Below are 15099 nucleotides of genomic sequence, written 5' to 3'. Positions count from 1 at the left end.
CTGGCGATTCCTCGTGCAGCACTCAGGTTGCCTGGCCAGCGGCATCGGCGACATCCGTATCCTCGAGTAGATCCTGCAACGTTCTGATGGCGGTTTCGCTGTCGCTCTCCATCACGCCATCGAGCCAGATCATTGCCTGCTGTTGATCGACGAACTCCACGCCCCGCGCCTGAAGGTAGGCCTGGGCCAGCGACACGCGGGCGGATCGGTGTCCCTGGCGTGCCGCATCGACCAGCAGTCGGGCGCCCTTGTGGGTATCGCGCGGCAACACCTCGCCACTGAGATAGGCGCGACCCAGCGCCGCCTCGGCACCGGCGTGGCCAGTGTCGGCCGCCGCCGTCAGCAGCTGCCTGCCGCGGGCCACGTCCTGGGCGATACCGCCTTGCCCCTCGAGATAAGCCGTACCGAGCGCAGCTTTCGCAGAAACGTTGCCGTTGTCGGAGGCGCGGGAGAGCCACTCGATGGCCTGGGCCGAGTCCTGGCCGACGCCATTACCCTCCAGATAGGCCTGCCCCAGGACACGCTGGGCATTATCGTCGCCGTGCTGCGCCGCGCGCTCCAGATAGCGCACGCCCTTGGCGGGATCGGCGGCGACACCGGTGCCGTTCAGGTAGGCCTCGCCGAGGGTCACGCCGGCGGAGCCGTGGCCGGCGTTGGCGGCCCGGGTCAGTAGCCTGACGCCGCGTTGTGGATCGACGGTGACGCCGTCGCCGGTCAGCAGCATCTTGCCCAGGTCGGCTTCGGCGCCGACATGGCCGGCGGCAATCGCACGTTCGAAATAGTTGGCGGCGCGCGCCTTGTCGACGCCGACCCCGAGACCGTCGGCGTACATTCGGCCTAGCGAGGCGGTGGCGCCGGGATGGCCTTCGTCGGCGGCGCGTGACAACCATTTCCTGGCGCTGGCGTCATCGGCGCGAACGCCTTGACCACCAAGATAGGCGCGACCCAGGTCCGCCATGGCCGGCACCTGGCCCATCCGGGCGGCGCGAATCAGGTCATCGATGTTGCCCTGCTCGCCACTGGCGCGATAGGTGCGCGCCAGCGCCTGCTCAGCGGAAGGGTGGCCGGCGCGGGCGGCACGTTGCAGCCAGCGTTCGGCGCGGTTCAGGTCCGGTGGCACGCCGACCCCGTCACGGTAGGCGCGGCCGAGCACGACCATGGCGTAGGCGTCACCCTGATCGGCGGCTTGCTCCAGCAGCCTGACGCCCTGGTGATCCCTGCCGGGCAGCTTGCTCTCGAGGATGCCCTGACCGAGCCGGGTCTTGGCGGTGGTGTCGTCGGGGTCCTGCTCGATGGCTCGGTCCAGCCACTGCTGCGCCTTGGCTGGGTCGCGCTGGACTCCCTCACCGTCCAGATAGGCGATCCCCAGGGTCCGGGCGGCACCGCTCTGATCCTGTTCGGCCGCCTCGCTCAATAGCGAGACGCCGCGTTGCGGGTCGGCCGGCGTACCCTCGCCCTCGAGGCAGGCTTGGCCTAGGCGCGCCGTGGCGTAGGGATGCCCCAGTTCGTGGGCACGTTCGAGATATTCGATGCCCTGTCTCGGCTGAGCCTGGAGCCGATCTCCCTCGAGATAGAGATTGCCCAGCAGGGCGAGGGCGTAGGCGTCGTCGTGCTGTGCCGCCCGCTGCAGCAGCGCGACCCCGCGCTGGAGACTTAGCGACAGGACGTCTCCCGCCACATAGGCCTGGCCCAGCGTGCGGGCGGCATCGAGCTGGCCCTGCTGGGCGGCTTCCGACAGCCACTTTTCGGCCAGGCCCGGATTGGGCTCGATCTGACCTTGGCCCAGATAGGCCTGGCCCAGCCAGTAGGCAGCGTCCACATTGCCGGACTCCGCCGCGCGCCGGAGCATGTCCAGCCCCTGGGCGGGATTCTGCTGCTTGACCAGCAGGTGGCCGGCGGCCGCCAGCGCTTGCGGGTCACCGCTGTCGGCGGCACGGATCAGCCACTGCCGCTGGCGTGCCGGCTGGGGCAGCAGACCGTCTTCGGCGTAAGCGCGCGAAAGCGCCAGCATCGCGCCAACGTCGCCGCTCTCGGCGCGCGGCGTCATTGCCTGGACGTAGCGTTCGGCGTAGGCCCGTGCCTGGCTCGGGTTGCTATCGAAAGCCCCGCCCGGCGCGTAGTTCTCGGCCAGGGCCTGGAGCGCGCGCGGCTCATTCTGCGCCGCCGCCTGTTCCAACTGGAGGCGAGCTCCGTCGACGTCACGCGCGACGCCTTCTCCGGCCAGCTGCATTTCGGCGATCTCGATGCGCGCACTGGGGTTGCCATCGTGAGCGACCGCCTGTTGAAACAGGTTCCACGCCAGGGCGGGGTCCTTCTTGACCCCGTCGCCGGCGCGGTAGAGCCGGCCCAGTTTCAACGAGGCGTTGTCGAGGCCGCTGAACTCATAGGGAACGGCCTGGCGATAGTAGTGCGCCGCCATCGCCGGATCACGGGGTACGCCGGTCGCGTCGTCGTAGATTCGAGCCAGCTCGTAGCTGGCCTCGGGATGGGTGACCGCCATCGGCTTGAGCAGTGCGATGGCCTCGAGACTCTGCCCCTTGGCTTCGAGGCTGCGGATATACTCCACCCGGTTCCAGTCGGTGGAGGGCATCGACTCGACGTAGTGATGGGCGAACAGCTCCTGGTCCTTGGCGGCGATCGGTTGCGTCTGGGCAGGTTGCTGGCTCGCGCAGGCGGTCAGCATCACCACCGATGCCAGGCCCAGCATGAAGCGACTGCCAGTGCGGCGGCGTATTACTGGCACGTCTTCGCGGGTGGAAGGGGACGTCGGTCTGGTCATGTGAATCTCTCCTTCGGGGCAGGCCCGGCCTCCGTCCCTGGAGCGGGCCAAGATGGGTCAGGGGTCGAGCTCGAGGCTCGAATGTGGGTGTCGGGACTGGCAGCGTGATCAGGCGTCGGGCTCGAAGGCGGCAAGTTCCGCCCTGTCGGGTTCCGGTAGCGCCCGAGGCTGGGCCTGCGGAGCCATGAAATAGAAGGTGACGTAGCCGCCGGCGCTGCGGTTGTCGACGGGCCGCTTCTGGCTGACGTAGTGGGCGACCCTGTCGTCGTCGTGGTGACTGAGATAGATCTCCATCCAGGCGAGATACTGCTCGTCGTCGAGGAAGCCGTAGTACTGTGCGTGGGTAGCCAGGTCCCCCAGCGCCGCCGGATCGTCGAACGTGTCCAGGGCGAACTGGACGGCGTCGTCGATGGTGTGGCCGTGGTATTCGAAGTCGAACAGATTGTAACCCTGGCGATAGGCGACCTGCATGATGGTGACCAGATAGAGCAGGGCGTAATTCTGGTAGTGGCTGGCGCGGCGGCCGCGAGCCATCTCGTGGGGCAAGGCGCCGCGTGGGGTCAGGTCGTTGAGCGCCGAGTAGACGGCGCTGACGCCGAACTGGAACAGCTCATCGTCGTCCGTCAGCACGCCGATCATGCTGGCGTAGAGCGCGCGACGATAGAAGTGGTTGTTGCAACAGCTCGGGTCCCCGCCACGGATGGAGGCGTGCTTGTGGGCCAAGGTGTTGAGCCAGTGGTCGATACGCTCGATCGCCTCCGGACGCTTGTCCGCGACCGCCGGACGCACGACCGAATAGGCGAGCGCGGCGGCAAACATCATCGATTCGGTCGAGTACCAGCCCTGGGGTTCCAGGCGATCGTAGTAGAACTGGCTCAGCGCGTCGTGAGTCGCCCACTTGTCCAGGAACCGAACCAGGCAGTCGGCGTAGTAGTCGTCACCGGAGGCGACATACGAGCCGGCCAGGTTGGAGACGGTATCCTCGAAATCGAACAGCGGCTCGGAGGCCAGCTCCCACGCCTTGGGCTGCGGATAGTAGCCGGGGATCCGGATGACGCTGTCCAGCGCCGGCTTGGAAAGCTCCTGACGACAGCTCGGACCCTGCTCGAGTTGATCCCGGTTGTACTGCAGCAGGTCGTTGTCGGTGCGCTGCAGCAAGGCCATGCGCGCCTTGACATCGAAATAGGACGCATCCGGATCGGTGACCGTGTACTCGGACAGATCCAGCTTCTGGCGCTGGGCGAAGCTCATCGTCTCGTCCGCCTCGGCGGGCCGGTCCGTCGGCGTCGGTTCGGCCGCCTGTGCCGATAGGGCCGAGTCGAGGGTCGCCAGACCCAGGACGAGAACGAGGCTGTGACGCAGGCCGGGTCGGCCCGCGATTGGCATCCGGTTCATGAGAATCGACTCCCTGTCGATAGGATGAATCACCCCTTCGGGGTCATCAGCGTGAAATCGGCGAAATCGACGGTCTGGTCCCGAGGCGTGCGCCAATCGCTGCCATGGCCGCCGAAGAAGGTCGAGAACATCAGCCCGTCGATGTGCACCTCATCCGTGGTGCGATAGACGATGCCCTGCTGTTCCAGTGTCGGCTGGCCGTCGATCCAGACTCGCGCAATGCCGTTCTTCCGCTCGGGATCGTTGAGCACGATCTCCTCCTCGACCGTGACCCACTGTCCCGGCGTGAAGTGCCAGCGGCCCCGGCCCACCGATTCGCCGTAGTCGGAGTCCTTGTTGACGACATACTCGTAGAGTTCGCCCTGTCCCTGCTTGCGCCACATGAACCGCATCGAGAAGCCGTTCTTGCCGGTGACTTCGTCGCCGCCGGTAGGGCCATCGCCGCCGTACAGCCCCGGTAGCTTGCCACCCTTGACGAAATCGAAGCCGGCCGGGAAGCGCACCCGGTAGCGCAGGCAGACGCGATCGGCCTGACGCAGCGCCGGCACCGGTACCACGAAACCGGCGCCGCCCTCTTCGGCGTCGCTGGGCGACGACGTGCCCGCGGGATAGTCGACACGCAGGGCAGGGCTGCCAAGACCGCTTTCGGTACTGTCCAGGACTTGCAGGTTCTGCTCGCCCCAGCGACGCTGGCCAGCCAGGTTGTCCTTGATCCAGGCTTTGGGGTCGGCATTGTCATTCATCGCCAGGATCTGCACCGGCGCATAGCGGGATGAGCAGGCGCTGGCCTGCGGCTGGGTGAGCGAGTGATCGCTGTCCGCCTGGGCGGGAAGCGAGGCCAGTGTCAACGCGCCAGCGACCAGAATCGCCGAACCCAGCGGGCGCCGCCGGCGAGGTTGGCTATTGTCGAGCTTGGCTGGAATCATGTTCGTCTCCTTGGCGAGAGTGGCGCTTCGTGAATGGCTAGGTGATGTTCGAGTTCATGACACGATCAGTTCATGGCGCTCTTCATGCCGTCGGCGGCGCGGCCCCACAGTGACTGAACGCCCTGAGCCATGGCGCGGCCGGCCTGGTAGGTCCATTCGGCAGCGGTATCGAGCATCGGGGCATCGGTGAAACGCACGTCGACCGGCGTGCCTACGGTGCTTGCCGGCAGCGGCGATTCCGGCACCAGCAGCACGCTGGCCACGTTCTGCTGTTGACGCACCCAGTCGGGGAAGCCGGCGCGCGGCTGACGCTCGACGTCGAGGGCGACGCTGCGCACGCGAGCGGGAATCGGCTCCGAGGCGTTGGGCAGGGCGATGTAAGCCTTCTGGTGGTTCTCGATATCGCCGATGTCCTCCATATGCACCAGCGCCTCGACCATCACGTCGTTGTTGCTGGTACTGACCAGCGTCATGACGCGGTCGCCCTCGTTGACATAGGTACCGCCGGCGGCGCTGAGCGCCCAGGCGACCTCGCAGTCGCAGGGGCTGTAGATGGTGTTGGCCGCGACCCGCGCCTTGTAGGCGTCGATACGCGAGCTCTCGTAGTCCCGGGCCGTCTCGAACTGCTCGACCCGGGTCTTGGCAATTTCCGGTGACAGGGTTTCAAAACCCAGCTCGCCGTTGGCGGGATTGGAGGAGGTGGCCACGCTGACCTTGCTGTTGCCGGCGTCATCGAGGCTCTGCTGCAGGTTCTCGATCAGGCGCTTGTTGTAGTCGAACGAAGCCTGAGAGAGCAGCAGGTCGTTCTGCAGCTCGGCGTTGTTGACGTCGATCAGTGGCTGGTCGCGTTCGACCTTGTCACCGGCCTTGAGATCGAGATCCTTCAACTGGCCGGCGCCGGGGGCAAGGATGTCGGTGCGCGGCGCCGTCACCGCAGCGAAGCTCGGCTCGATCAGGAAAACGTTGCGATAGACGGTCGCGGCGACGGCAGCCGTCAGCACGCCGGCGGCGACCAGCAGGGCCAGGTAGCGGAACATCGGCACCCGGCGCTTGGGTCGGGTGGCCGGCGTCGCCACGTTGCTCCGGCGTTTGCGCGGCGTTTGGGCGTCCTGCGGATCGATCAGGCCATCGAGACTGACGTGGCGGCCGCTCATCTGGGCTCGAATCACCCGGCGCAGGATATCCCGTTGACGGGGTTCCATCCGGGTGAACTCGAAGGCGACGAGCTGCGAACGGCCTTCGCCGATTTCCCGCAGCGGACGCGCCGTGGCGGAAAGGGCCAGTTCGATGCCGCTGGCGGTCAGCATCAGCGCCACGGGAATCTCGCGCTGGCGCTCGAGCGGCATCGAGGTCTCCGCCGAGAAGCCACCCATCGAGAGATCGTGGCCCTTGGCCACATGGCCGTCGCCCAGGCGTACGTCGAAGGGCATCTCGACGCGAACGTGGCGGCGTTCGTCACGGCGCTCGTGGCGTAACTGGTCCGTGTCGTTGTGTTGATCTGACATGATGAAATCTCCTTGTCGAGTCCCTGACCTACTGGCTGTTCCGGGCCAGCAGTTGTGTTTTCTCGTGGGCTTCGCCGAGCACCAGTGACAACTTCGTCAGGAGGACCTCCTGTCCGCCGACCCGGAGTCGGCAGGGGCGCTGTTCGTCACACTGGAATCGGCCCGCCTCGGCGAGCGTGGTGCCGTCGGCAATGAGCTGGGGGGCGAGATCGCCGGCGACCTGCAGCGTGGTCGGATCATCGGGGTCGCCGTAACCCTGAAGGCTGGCGCCTCGGATCTTGTCCAGCGAGGCGACCTGGTCGTTGAAGCCGGCATCGATCCGGAAGTGACCCGCCGGCAGCTGCACGCTGCCATCCTGCGGGGCATCGGCCAACGTCAGCGCGAGCCAGCGATTGTCGTGGCTGGCGCCGTGGTCGGTGGCGTCCGGCTGGGTGCCGACCATTGCCGCGAGCGAGAGCCGGTCCGCCGGTGCCATGATCCCGCCGAAGACGGCCAGCACGAAGATCAGCGCGCCAAAGTAGAGCGTGTGGATCAGGTGGCCGCCCAAGCGCTGGCGGCGCGCGGCACGTGGGTCCTCAGGCTCACCGGCTGAAATGCCCTGACGCGACCACTTCTGGCGATTGAAGCGAAAGCTGACGTAGGTCTTGAGAATCGCGCCGCTGAGCTGGTTGTAGTAGAGCATCGGCACCCACAGCGCGCTCCAGCGGCCACGCTGCCATGCCAGCACCAGGCTGGTGATGCCACGGGTCATCAGGATCCAGAGCAGATAGGCGAAGATGAACGACGGGCGTACGAACAGGGTCAGCAGCACGGCGATGCACGGGCCGATCAGGGTGGTCCACATCGAAAGCCGCTGATCGACGAGGCTCCACCAGGTGTAGAAACCCATTCGCCGGGGGCCGAGCGCAATCGCGCGGCCGTTGGTGCGCAGCATGTTGCCGAACCAGCGGCGCATCAGGTCTAGCGTAGACTTGAAGAAGCGCCGGCGATCCGGTAGTTCCTCGAAGCCGGTGACGGTGACGTCCGGCAGATAGAGCATCTTCCAGCGATGCTTGAGCAGCCAGAACCAGGTCGACTTGTCGTCGCCGGAGAGGAACTTGAAGTTACCGAAACGCCAGTGCTCGACATGGTCGTTCTCTACCAGTTCGATGAACTCGGGCTGGGTGGCCAGGTCGGCGCGGAAGGCACTGTAGCGGCCCGTCAGTACCAGCAGCCGTTCCGATACGGAGGTCGAGCTCATGACCAGGTGACGCTGGGCGTAGCGCAGGTCGTACCACTCCTTGGTCGCGTCGTTCCCGATCACCACGGCGTTGTTGTTGGTGGTGATCGCGCCCAGATCCTCTTTCGCCAGGAAGAACGACAGCGAGCGCGCCAGCGTTCCCGGCTCGATGCGAATGTCGCCGTCCATGCTCACCAGCAGCGAACGGTGCGTCGGCATGCAGCGCGAGATGGCGCGTAGCACCTCGGCCATGGCCGAGCGTTTGCCATCGCCTTTCTGGAACATGTAGCGGACGCTGATATTGTCCGGCCAGCCGTGTTCGTCCATCACCTGATCGATGATGTCGACATCGCTGCGATCGGCGATCGCGGCGAACAGCGTGGTCGGCACGCCGTAGTCAGCGGCATCGCGAACCAGGGCGTCGTAGACGGCGAAAGTGACTTCGGTGTCGATCCGGAAAGACGTGCACAGTATGTAGAGCGCGTCCGGTGTCTCGGTGGCACCGACGGCATCGGCCTGGGCTCGTAGCCGGGGAAACATGCGGCGGTTGTACCAGACCGAACGGATCGCCTGGACGAACCACCATGAGTAACGCCAGACGCCGATCAGGCCCACGGCGAAGATGAAGCTCTTCGAACCGGGATGGAAGACCTCGCCTGGCAGATGCGTTACCAGCAGCAGGACCAGCGTCGCGAGCAGCAGCATGACCGTGATTTCGGTTGCCACCGACGCCCTGCTGGGTCTGGCTCGGGTGTAGTTGATGTCGCTCATCGGTTGTCCCTGAAATCTTCTTCTGGGGTCGCTTCATGACGCGACGTTGCGGCGTCATTCATCGACCCGGTCCCTTGCCCGTGACCACCGAGTCTCTAGGGCAGACACGACGTTCCCGGGACCGACGCGGTGGCGCCGATCCAGATCGTGATCGAAAGGAGAGGTCGGCGGCCCTGCCGCCGACGAGGCCGGGTGTTACAGCGTGTAGGCGACGCTTGGTCCGTTTTGCCCGACCCGGGACAGCGGGGCCGGGGCGCCGTCGCCGCCGGAGAGCGGGATGCGCAGCGAGTCGGCACGACCTACTGCGAAATAGAGCAGGCCCGCGGTGCGTACGCTCTCCGGGTTGAACAAGTTGCGCCCGTCGATGATCGCCGGGGTAGTGAGCTGCTCGCGCAGGCGCCGGAAATCGACCGTGCGGAAGGCCTTCCATTCGGTACAGATGACCAGCGCGTCGGCGCCTTCTAGGGTGTCGTCGCGGCGCTTCGCCAGCGCCAGGTCGTCGCGCTCGCCGTAGAGGCGTCGACACTCCTGCATCGCCTCCGGATCATAGGCCCGGACCTTGCCGCCGGCGGCCCAGACGGCTTCCATCAGCTCGCGGCTCGGCGCTTCGCGCATGTCGTCGGTATTGGGCTTGAAGGCGAGGCCCCACACCGCGATGGTCTTGCCCTCCAGATCGCCGTCGAGGGCCTGGGAAAGCTTGGTGAACAGGCTCGCCTTCTGGCGATAGTTGACCGATTCGACGGCGTTGAGCAGTTGAGCTTCGTAATCGACATCGGTGGCAGTTCGCGCCAATGCCTGAACGTCTTTCGGGAAGCAGGAGCCGCCGTAGCCGCAGCCGGGATAGATGAAGCTGTAGCCGATGCGCGGGTCGCTGCCGATGCCGCGACGCACGTTCTCGACGTCGGCGCCGAGCCGTTCGGCCAGATTCGAGATCTCGTTCATGAAGCTGATCTTTGTCGCCAGCATGGCGTTGGCGGCGTACTTGGTCAGCTCGGCGCTGCGGATGTCCATGAACATCAGCTTCTCCTGGCGCCGGTTGTAGGGGGCGTAACATTCACGCATCAGCGGTTCGACGCGGGGCGAGTCGCAACCGATGACGATGCGAGCGCCCTGGGAGAAGTCCTCGACGGCCGAGCCCTCCTTGAGGAACTCCGGGTTGGAGCAGACATCGAATGGGATGTCGACGTCACGCTGGTGGAGACGCTGGGCAATGGCCTCGGAGACGCGATCCGCCGTGCCTACCGGCACCGTGGACTTGTCGATGACCAATTTGTACTCCTGCATGTGCTCGGCAATGGTGTCGGCCACGCTGAGGACGTACTTGAGATCGGCGCTGCCATCCTCGTCCGGCGGGGTTCCTACGGCGATGAACTGCAGGGTGCCGAAGCCGACGGCCTCGGCCGGATCGGCGGTGAACAGCAACCGCTCCTCGGCGACGTTCTGCTTGACCAGGGCTTCCAGGCCCGGTTCGTAGATCGGCACGATGCCTTTCATCAAGCCGTTGATCTTGTTGCTGTCGACGTCCATGCACATGACTTCGTGGCCGGCCTCGGCGAGGCAGGTACCGGTGACGAGTCCGACATATCCCGTTCCAAAAATGGTGATCCGCACGATGGCTCTCCTTGCTGGTTCGTGTCGCGACGCGTTCTCTTTCAATGGCATCAACCTGTCGCTACGGGGCCGGATTCGAGGGTCGACGACCCTATTATCACGGTCCTCAAACGGTAGCGCTCGGGTTACAGCCGATGACAAACAGCGTTTCCGAAAAGTCGAGACAACGGTAGGTGCAAGGCTTACTTAGGTCCAATTCAGGAAATCCTGATGTAATCGAGAGTGCGATATTTGTGTCGGTGTATTGCACAGGGCGTAGCCGGTTACGGACGCCGGGTGTCGCAGCACGGGGACGTGCAGGACAAGCAAAACACCCCTTTGTGTAACTATATATTTCAAAAACGTTGCTTTAAGAACGGAATGACTCCCTGCTTTGCTTTTTGTGTCATTTTGTTGTTGCGCGATTTGACGACATGTTTTGGCCTTCGCGCTCGTTCCTCCGGCATCACGGGGTGGTTGTCACCACTCGACGGTCGGAAGCCGTGATCCTCCAACAGCGAGCCTGCCAAGGCGACGCCTTTGCAGCAGTTCCTCCAGCAGGCGCCGCGTCCCATTTTCTGGACGCGCATGACGATGGTTTTTCAGGGGGCTATCTCGGTGCGTCGCGGCGAAGGTTTCGCCGTCCGTTGTGGGTTCACAGCGTATGTAAAGAGGACTAAAATGGTCCTATATGGCGGCTGTCAGGATCGAGAGGGCATCGAGACGTGCTGAAGCTATCGAAATTGACGGACTATGCGGCGGTGATCATGGCGCAGATCGCGAGGGATCCGGATCAGGCCCACACCGCGTCGGAGTTGGCGGCGCGCGTGAAGCTTCCGCATCCCACGGTAGGGAAGACGCTCAAAATGCTGGCCAAGAGTGGGCTGCTCGAGTCCCGTCGGGGTTCGCACGGTGGCTATGTGTTGTCCCGCTCTCCGGCGGATATCACGGCCAGTGATATCATCGCCGCGATCGAGGGGCCGATCGGCATGACCGAATGCAGCCACGCCGACGGCGAGTGTGGGCTGCTCGACTCCTGCGGCGTCGCCGACAACTGGCAGCGCGTGTCGCAGGCGATCCGCACGCTGCTCGATGGGGTGACACTGGCGCATCTCGCGCAATCCAGTCCACTCAAGCTGCCGGTGCAACTACCTATTCAAAGCGTGACGTTGCCCACGGCAAGCGGGGCGTTTCGCGAACATTAAGAAGGTGCGGCGATGGCTGGCCCAGTGGTGGCGACATTCGTTGCCTCTGGTCCGGCCCGGGATTGTGCCTTCGTCATAAGACTCTCGGTGGAGAGGAGAGAAGACCATGGCTAGCGAAGAGATGGAGCAGTTGGTCCGTCGCGAATACAAGCAGGGATTCGTGACCGACATCGAAAGCGATACCGTGCCGCCCGGCCTGGATGAAAGCACGATCGCCTTCATATCCCAGAAAAAGGGCGAGCCGCAGTGGATGCTGGAGTGGCGCCTCGAGGCTTTCCATCAGTGGCTCAAGATGACGCCTCCCTCCTGGGCACACTTGGAGTACCCGCCGATCGACTATCAGGCGATCTCCTACTTCAGCGCGCCCAAGAAGCCGGAAGATCGCCCGCAGAGCCTGGACGAAGTGGATCCCAAGCTGCTGGAGACCTACGAAAAGCTGGGAATCCCGCTGCATGAACGGGCAGCGCTGGCGGGGGTCGCGGTGGATGCGGTATTCGACTCCGTGTCCGTCACCACGACGTTCAAGGAAAAGCTCCACGAAGCGGGCGTGATCTTCTGCTCCATTTCCGAGGCGATCCGTGAGTACCCGGAACTGGTCCGTCGATACCTGGGCACCGTGGTGCCCCAGGCGGATAACTACTTCGCGGCATTGAACTCCGCGGTGTTCACCGATGGTTCCTTCGTCTACGTGCCGGAAGGCGTGAAATGCCCGATGGAGCTCTCCACCTATTTCCGGATCAATGCCGCCAATACGGGGCAGTTCGAACGGACGTTGGTCATCTGCGACAAGCAGGCCCAGGTCTCTTACCTCGAGGGCTGTACCGCGCCGATGCGTGACGAAAACCAGCTGCACGCGGCCGTGGTCGAGCTGGTGGCGCTGGAAGACGCTTACATCAAGTATTCGACGGTCCAGAACTGGTATCCGGGCGACGAGGATGGCAAGGGCGGCATCTACAACTTCGTCACCAAGCGTGGCGACTGCCGCGGCGATCGCTCCCGGATCAGCTGGACTCAGGTCGAGACGGGCTCGGCGATCACCTGGAAATATCCCTCCTGCATGCTGCGCGGCAAGGAGAGCATCGGCGAGTTCTACTCCGTCGCGGTGACCAACGGCCGACAGCAGGCCGACACCGGCACCAAGATGATCCATATCGGTGAGGGCACCCGTTCGACCATCGTCGCCAAGGGTATCGCCGCCGGTCGCAGCGATCAGTCCTATCGCGGGTTGGTCAAGATCGGGCCGCGGGCCAAGGGCGCGCGAAATTACACCCAGTGCGATTCGCTGCTGATCGGCGATCAGTGTGGTGCGCACACTTTCCCCTATCAGGAGATCGGCAACAGCACCGCGACCGTCGAGCATGAAGCCACGACCTCCAAGATTGCCGACGATCAGCTGTTCTACTGTCGTGCCCGGGGTATCGACGAGGAAGATGCCGTGAGCATGATCGTCAACGGCTTTTGCAAGGACGTCTTCCAGGAGCTGCCGATGGAGTTCGCGGTCGAGGCCGAGGCACTGCTCAACGTCACGCTAGAAGGCTCGGTGGGCTGATCCGTCGCCATTGCCGAAATCATTTCATTCGGGAGGCTGCGTCGGCGGTCTCTCTCGTTTCAAGGGTTTCACATGCTCGAAGTCAAAGATCTTCACGTCACGGTCGAGGACAAGGCGATCCTCAACGGCCTCAACCTGACCATCAATGCCGGTGAGGTGCACGCCATCATGGGGCCGAACGGCGCCGGCAAGTCGACGCTGTCGGCCGTGATCGCCGGCAAGGACGGCTATGAAGTCACCCAGGGTACAATTCTGTTCGAAGGTCAGGACATCTTCGAAATGGAGATCGAGGAGCGCGCTCGCGCCGGGCTGCTGCTGGGCTTCCAGTATCCGATCGAGATCCCCGGGGTCAAGAACATCTACCTGCTCAAGGCCGCGCTCAATGCGCAGCGCGCCGCCCGGGGCGAGGGCGAGATTCCGGCGCCGGAGTTCATGAAACTGGTGCGCGAGAAGAGCGCCGAGATGAAGATGGACCCGAGCTTCCTGCAGCGTGCGGTCAACGAAGGTTTCTCCGGCGGTGAGAAGAAGCGCAACGAAATCCTTCAGATGCTGGTGCTGCAGCCGAAGCTGGCCATGCTCGACGAGATCGATTCCGGTCTCGACATCGATGCCATGAAGGTCGTCGCCAGCGGCGTCAACTCGCTGCGCAGCGCCGATCGCGCGATCCTGCTGGTGACCCACTACCAGCGCCTGCTCAACCATATCGAGCCGGATCGCGTTCATGTCCTGGTCGACGGTCGCATCGTCAAGAGCGGCGACAAGGAACTGGCACTGGAGCTCGAAGCCCGCGGTTACGATTGGGTGCTGGAGGAGTCTGCTGCATGAGTGCACCGGAACGCTTTCTCGAGCGTCTGACCTTGCGTCGCACGGACGACCCGAGTTGGGTCGCGGCGAGGCGCCAGGCTGGCGCGGCTCGATTCGAGGCGATGGGTTTTCCGACCCGGCGTGACGAAGCGTGGAAGTATACGGACGTGCGCCGTATCGCCGAAGGCGACTTCGCGCTGGCGACCGACGCCGGTTTCGATGCGACTCGCTTCGAGGCACAGCGGCTGGACATCGATGCCTACCGGCTGGTGCTGGTCGACGGTGTGTTCAGCAAGGCGCTCTCCGAGCTCGAGGGCTTGCCCGATGGCGTCCAGGTCGAGCCGCTTTCGCGAGCCCTCTCTGCCAATCATGAAGCGGTGGGTGGCGCCCTGGGGCGTCTGGCGGGCGTCGATTTTTCTCCCTTCACCGCGTTGAACACCGCCTTTGCCGACGAAGGTGTCGTCGTGCGCCTGGCCCCCGGTGCGGTGGTCGACAAGCCGATCTACGTGCTGCTGCTGTCGCGTGCCAACGGGCAGGCGGTGATGAGTCACCCCCGCGTGTTGATCGAGGCGGGAGCTCGTAGTGAAGCGACGGTCATCGAGCACTACTCGGGTGAAGCCGAAGCGGCCAACTTCACCAATGTGGTGACCGAGGTGCTGCTCGATCGCGGTGCCATCGTCGACCATTACAAGCTGCAGGAAGCCGCGCTGACGGATCTTCACGTGGCCAGCATCCACGTCGACCAGAGTCGCGACAGCCGCTTCAACTCCTACAACCTGAATCTCGGCGGCGCGCTGGTGCGCACCGATCTGGTGACCGATCTCAACGGTGAGGGTGCCGAAGCTGCCTACAATGGACTGTTCTTCGTCCAGGGGCGACAGCACGTCGACAATCACACCCTGGTCAATCACAACTCGCCACGGACGTTCTCCAACGAGAACTACAAGGGCGTTCTCGATGATCGTGCCCATGGCGTGTTCAACGGCAAGGTCTTCGTCAAGAAGGATGCGCAGCAGATCGAGGCGTATCAGAACAACGCCAACCTGCTGCTGTCCGACCGCGCCGAGATCGACACCAAGCCGGAACTGGTGATCTACGCCGACGACGTCAAGTGCTCTCACGGCGCCACGACCGGTCAGCTCGACGAGGATGCCGTCTACGCCCTGCGCAGTCGTGGCATCGACGAGCCGATGGCGCGGGCGCTGCTGACCCTGGCCTTCGTGGGCGAGGTGATGGACAAGGTGCGACTCAACGTCATTGCCGAGCGCGTCGAGCGGGCCGTTGCCGGTCGCTTGCCGGAGCGCTTCAATCTGGCGGATCTGGTCGAAACCGCCGAGGCGATCCAGGAGGCCTGAC

10 protein-coding genes are annotated in these 15099 nt (G+C 64.4%); 4 read left to right on the top strand and 6 right to left on the bottom strand.

Features of this window, described 5'->3' with window-relative positions:
- Positions 1 to 22: 22 nt before the first annotated feature.
- From DOM56_RS16870 to DOM56_RS16845, 6 genes are all read right to left on the bottom strand, one after another.
- Positions 23 to 2779, bottom strand: a complete 2757-nt coding sequence (locus DOM56_RS16870) for an SEL1-like repeat protein (RefSeq protein ID WP_110710195.1) — start codon at positions 2777 to 2779, stop codon at positions 23 to 25.
- A gap of 108 nt (positions 2780 to 2887) precedes the next feature.
- Entirely contained in the window at positions 2888 to 4174 is a 1287-nt protein-coding gene (locus tag DOM56_RS16865; protein WP_232822343.1) for an alginate lyase family protein, read from the bottom strand.
- Between the two features lie 29 nt (positions 4175 to 4203).
- Complete coding sequence (locus DOM56_RS16860; protein WP_110710194.1) at positions 4204 to 5100, bottom strand: polysaccharide lyase; 897 nt, start codon at positions 5098 to 5100, stop codon at positions 4204 to 4206.
- A gap of 65 nt (positions 5101 to 5165) precedes the next feature.
- Positions 5166 to 6605: an HlyD family efflux transporter periplasmic adaptor subunit gene (locus DOM56_RS16855; RefSeq protein ID WP_110710193.1), complete on the bottom strand. Its 1440-nt coding sequence runs from the start codon at positions 6603 to 6605 to the stop codon at positions 5166 to 5168.
- 28 nt (positions 6606 to 6633) lie between these two features.
- Entirely contained in the window at positions 6634 to 8595 is a 1962-nt protein-coding gene (locus DOM56_RS16850; protein ID WP_110710192.1) for a glycosyltransferase, read from the bottom strand.
- 195 nt (positions 8596 to 8790) lie between these two features.
- The gene (locus DOM56_RS16845) at positions 8791 to 10206 is read right to left on the bottom strand and encodes a UDP-glucose/GDP-mannose dehydrogenase family protein (protein WP_110710191.1); all 1416 of its coding nucleotides are present in this window, start codon (positions 10204 to 10206) and stop codon (positions 8791 to 8793) included.
- 704 nt (positions 10207 to 10910) lie between these two features.
- Between DOM56_RS16845 and DOM56_RS16835 the strand changes: the two genes are divergently transcribed.
- From DOM56_RS16835 to sufD, 4 genes are all read left to right on the top strand, one after another.
- Entirely contained in the window at positions 10911 to 11390 is a 480-nt protein-coding gene (locus DOM56_RS16835; protein WP_110710189.1) for an SUF system Fe-S cluster assembly regulator, read from the top strand.
- A 106-nt stretch (positions 11391 to 11496) separates the two neighbouring features.
- Positions 11497 to 12939, top strand: a complete 1443-nt coding sequence (gene sufB, locus DOM56_RS16830; protein ID WP_110710188.1) for a Fe-S cluster assembly protein SufB — start codon at positions 11497 to 11499, stop codon at positions 12937 to 12939.
- Between the two features lie 72 nt (positions 12940 to 13011).
- Positions 13012 to 13764: a Fe-S cluster assembly ATPase SufC gene (gene sufC / locus DOM56_RS16825; protein ID WP_110600660.1), complete on the top strand. Its 753-nt coding sequence runs from the start codon at positions 13012 to 13014 to the stop codon at positions 13762 to 13764.
- Complete coding sequence (sufD, locus tag DOM56_RS16820) at positions 13761 to 15098, top strand: Fe-S cluster assembly protein SufD (RefSeq protein WP_110710187.1); 1338 nt, start codon at positions 13761 to 13763, stop codon at positions 15096 to 15098. The genes sufC and sufD overlap by 4 nt, the downstream gene beginning before the upstream one ends.
- Position 15099: the final 1 nt, after the last annotated feature.

Origin of the sequence: Salinicola sp. CR57 (assembly GCF_003206585.1) — a bacterium.
Classification (GTDB): Bacteria; Pseudomonadota; Gammaproteobacteria; order Pseudomonadales; family Halomonadaceae; genus Salinicola; species Salinicola lusitanus.
Note: the sequence above shows the minus strand (reverse complement) of the source record. Positions and strands in the feature narration are given on the sequence as shown.

Bases quoted from the DNA above. Each gene is read 5' to 3' on its own strand.
- DOM56_RS16865 (WP_232822343.1), bottom strand. From the start codon at position 4,174: ATGAACCGGATGCCAATCGCGGGCCGACCCGGCCTGCGTCACAGCCTC.
- DOM56_RS16870 (WP_110710195.1), bottom strand. From the start codon at position 2,779: ATGACCAGACCGACGTCCCCTTCCACCCGCGAAGACGTGCCAGTAATA.
- DOM56_RS16850 (WP_110710192.1), bottom strand. From the start codon at position 8,595: ATGAGCGACATCAACTACACCCGAGCCAGACCCAGCAGGGCGTCGGTG.
- sufD (WP_110710187.1), top strand. From the start codon at position 13,761: ATGAGTGCACCGGAACGCTTTCTCGAGCGTCTGACCTTGCGTCGCACG.
- DOM56_RS16860 (WP_110710194.1), bottom strand. From the start codon at position 5,100: ATGATTCCAGCCAAGCTCGACAATAGCCAACCTCGCCGGCGGCGCCCG.
- sufC (WP_110600660.1), top strand. From the start codon at position 13,012: ATGCTCGAAGTCAAAGATCTTCACGTCACGGTCGAGGACAAGGCGATC.
- DOM56_RS16855 (WP_110710193.1), bottom strand. From the start codon at position 6,605: ATGTCAGATCAACACAACGACACGGACCAGTTACGCCACGAGCGCCGT.
- sufB (WP_110710188.1), top strand. From the start codon at position 11,497: ATGGCTAGCGAAGAGATGGAGCAGTTGGTCCGTCGCGAATACAAGCAG.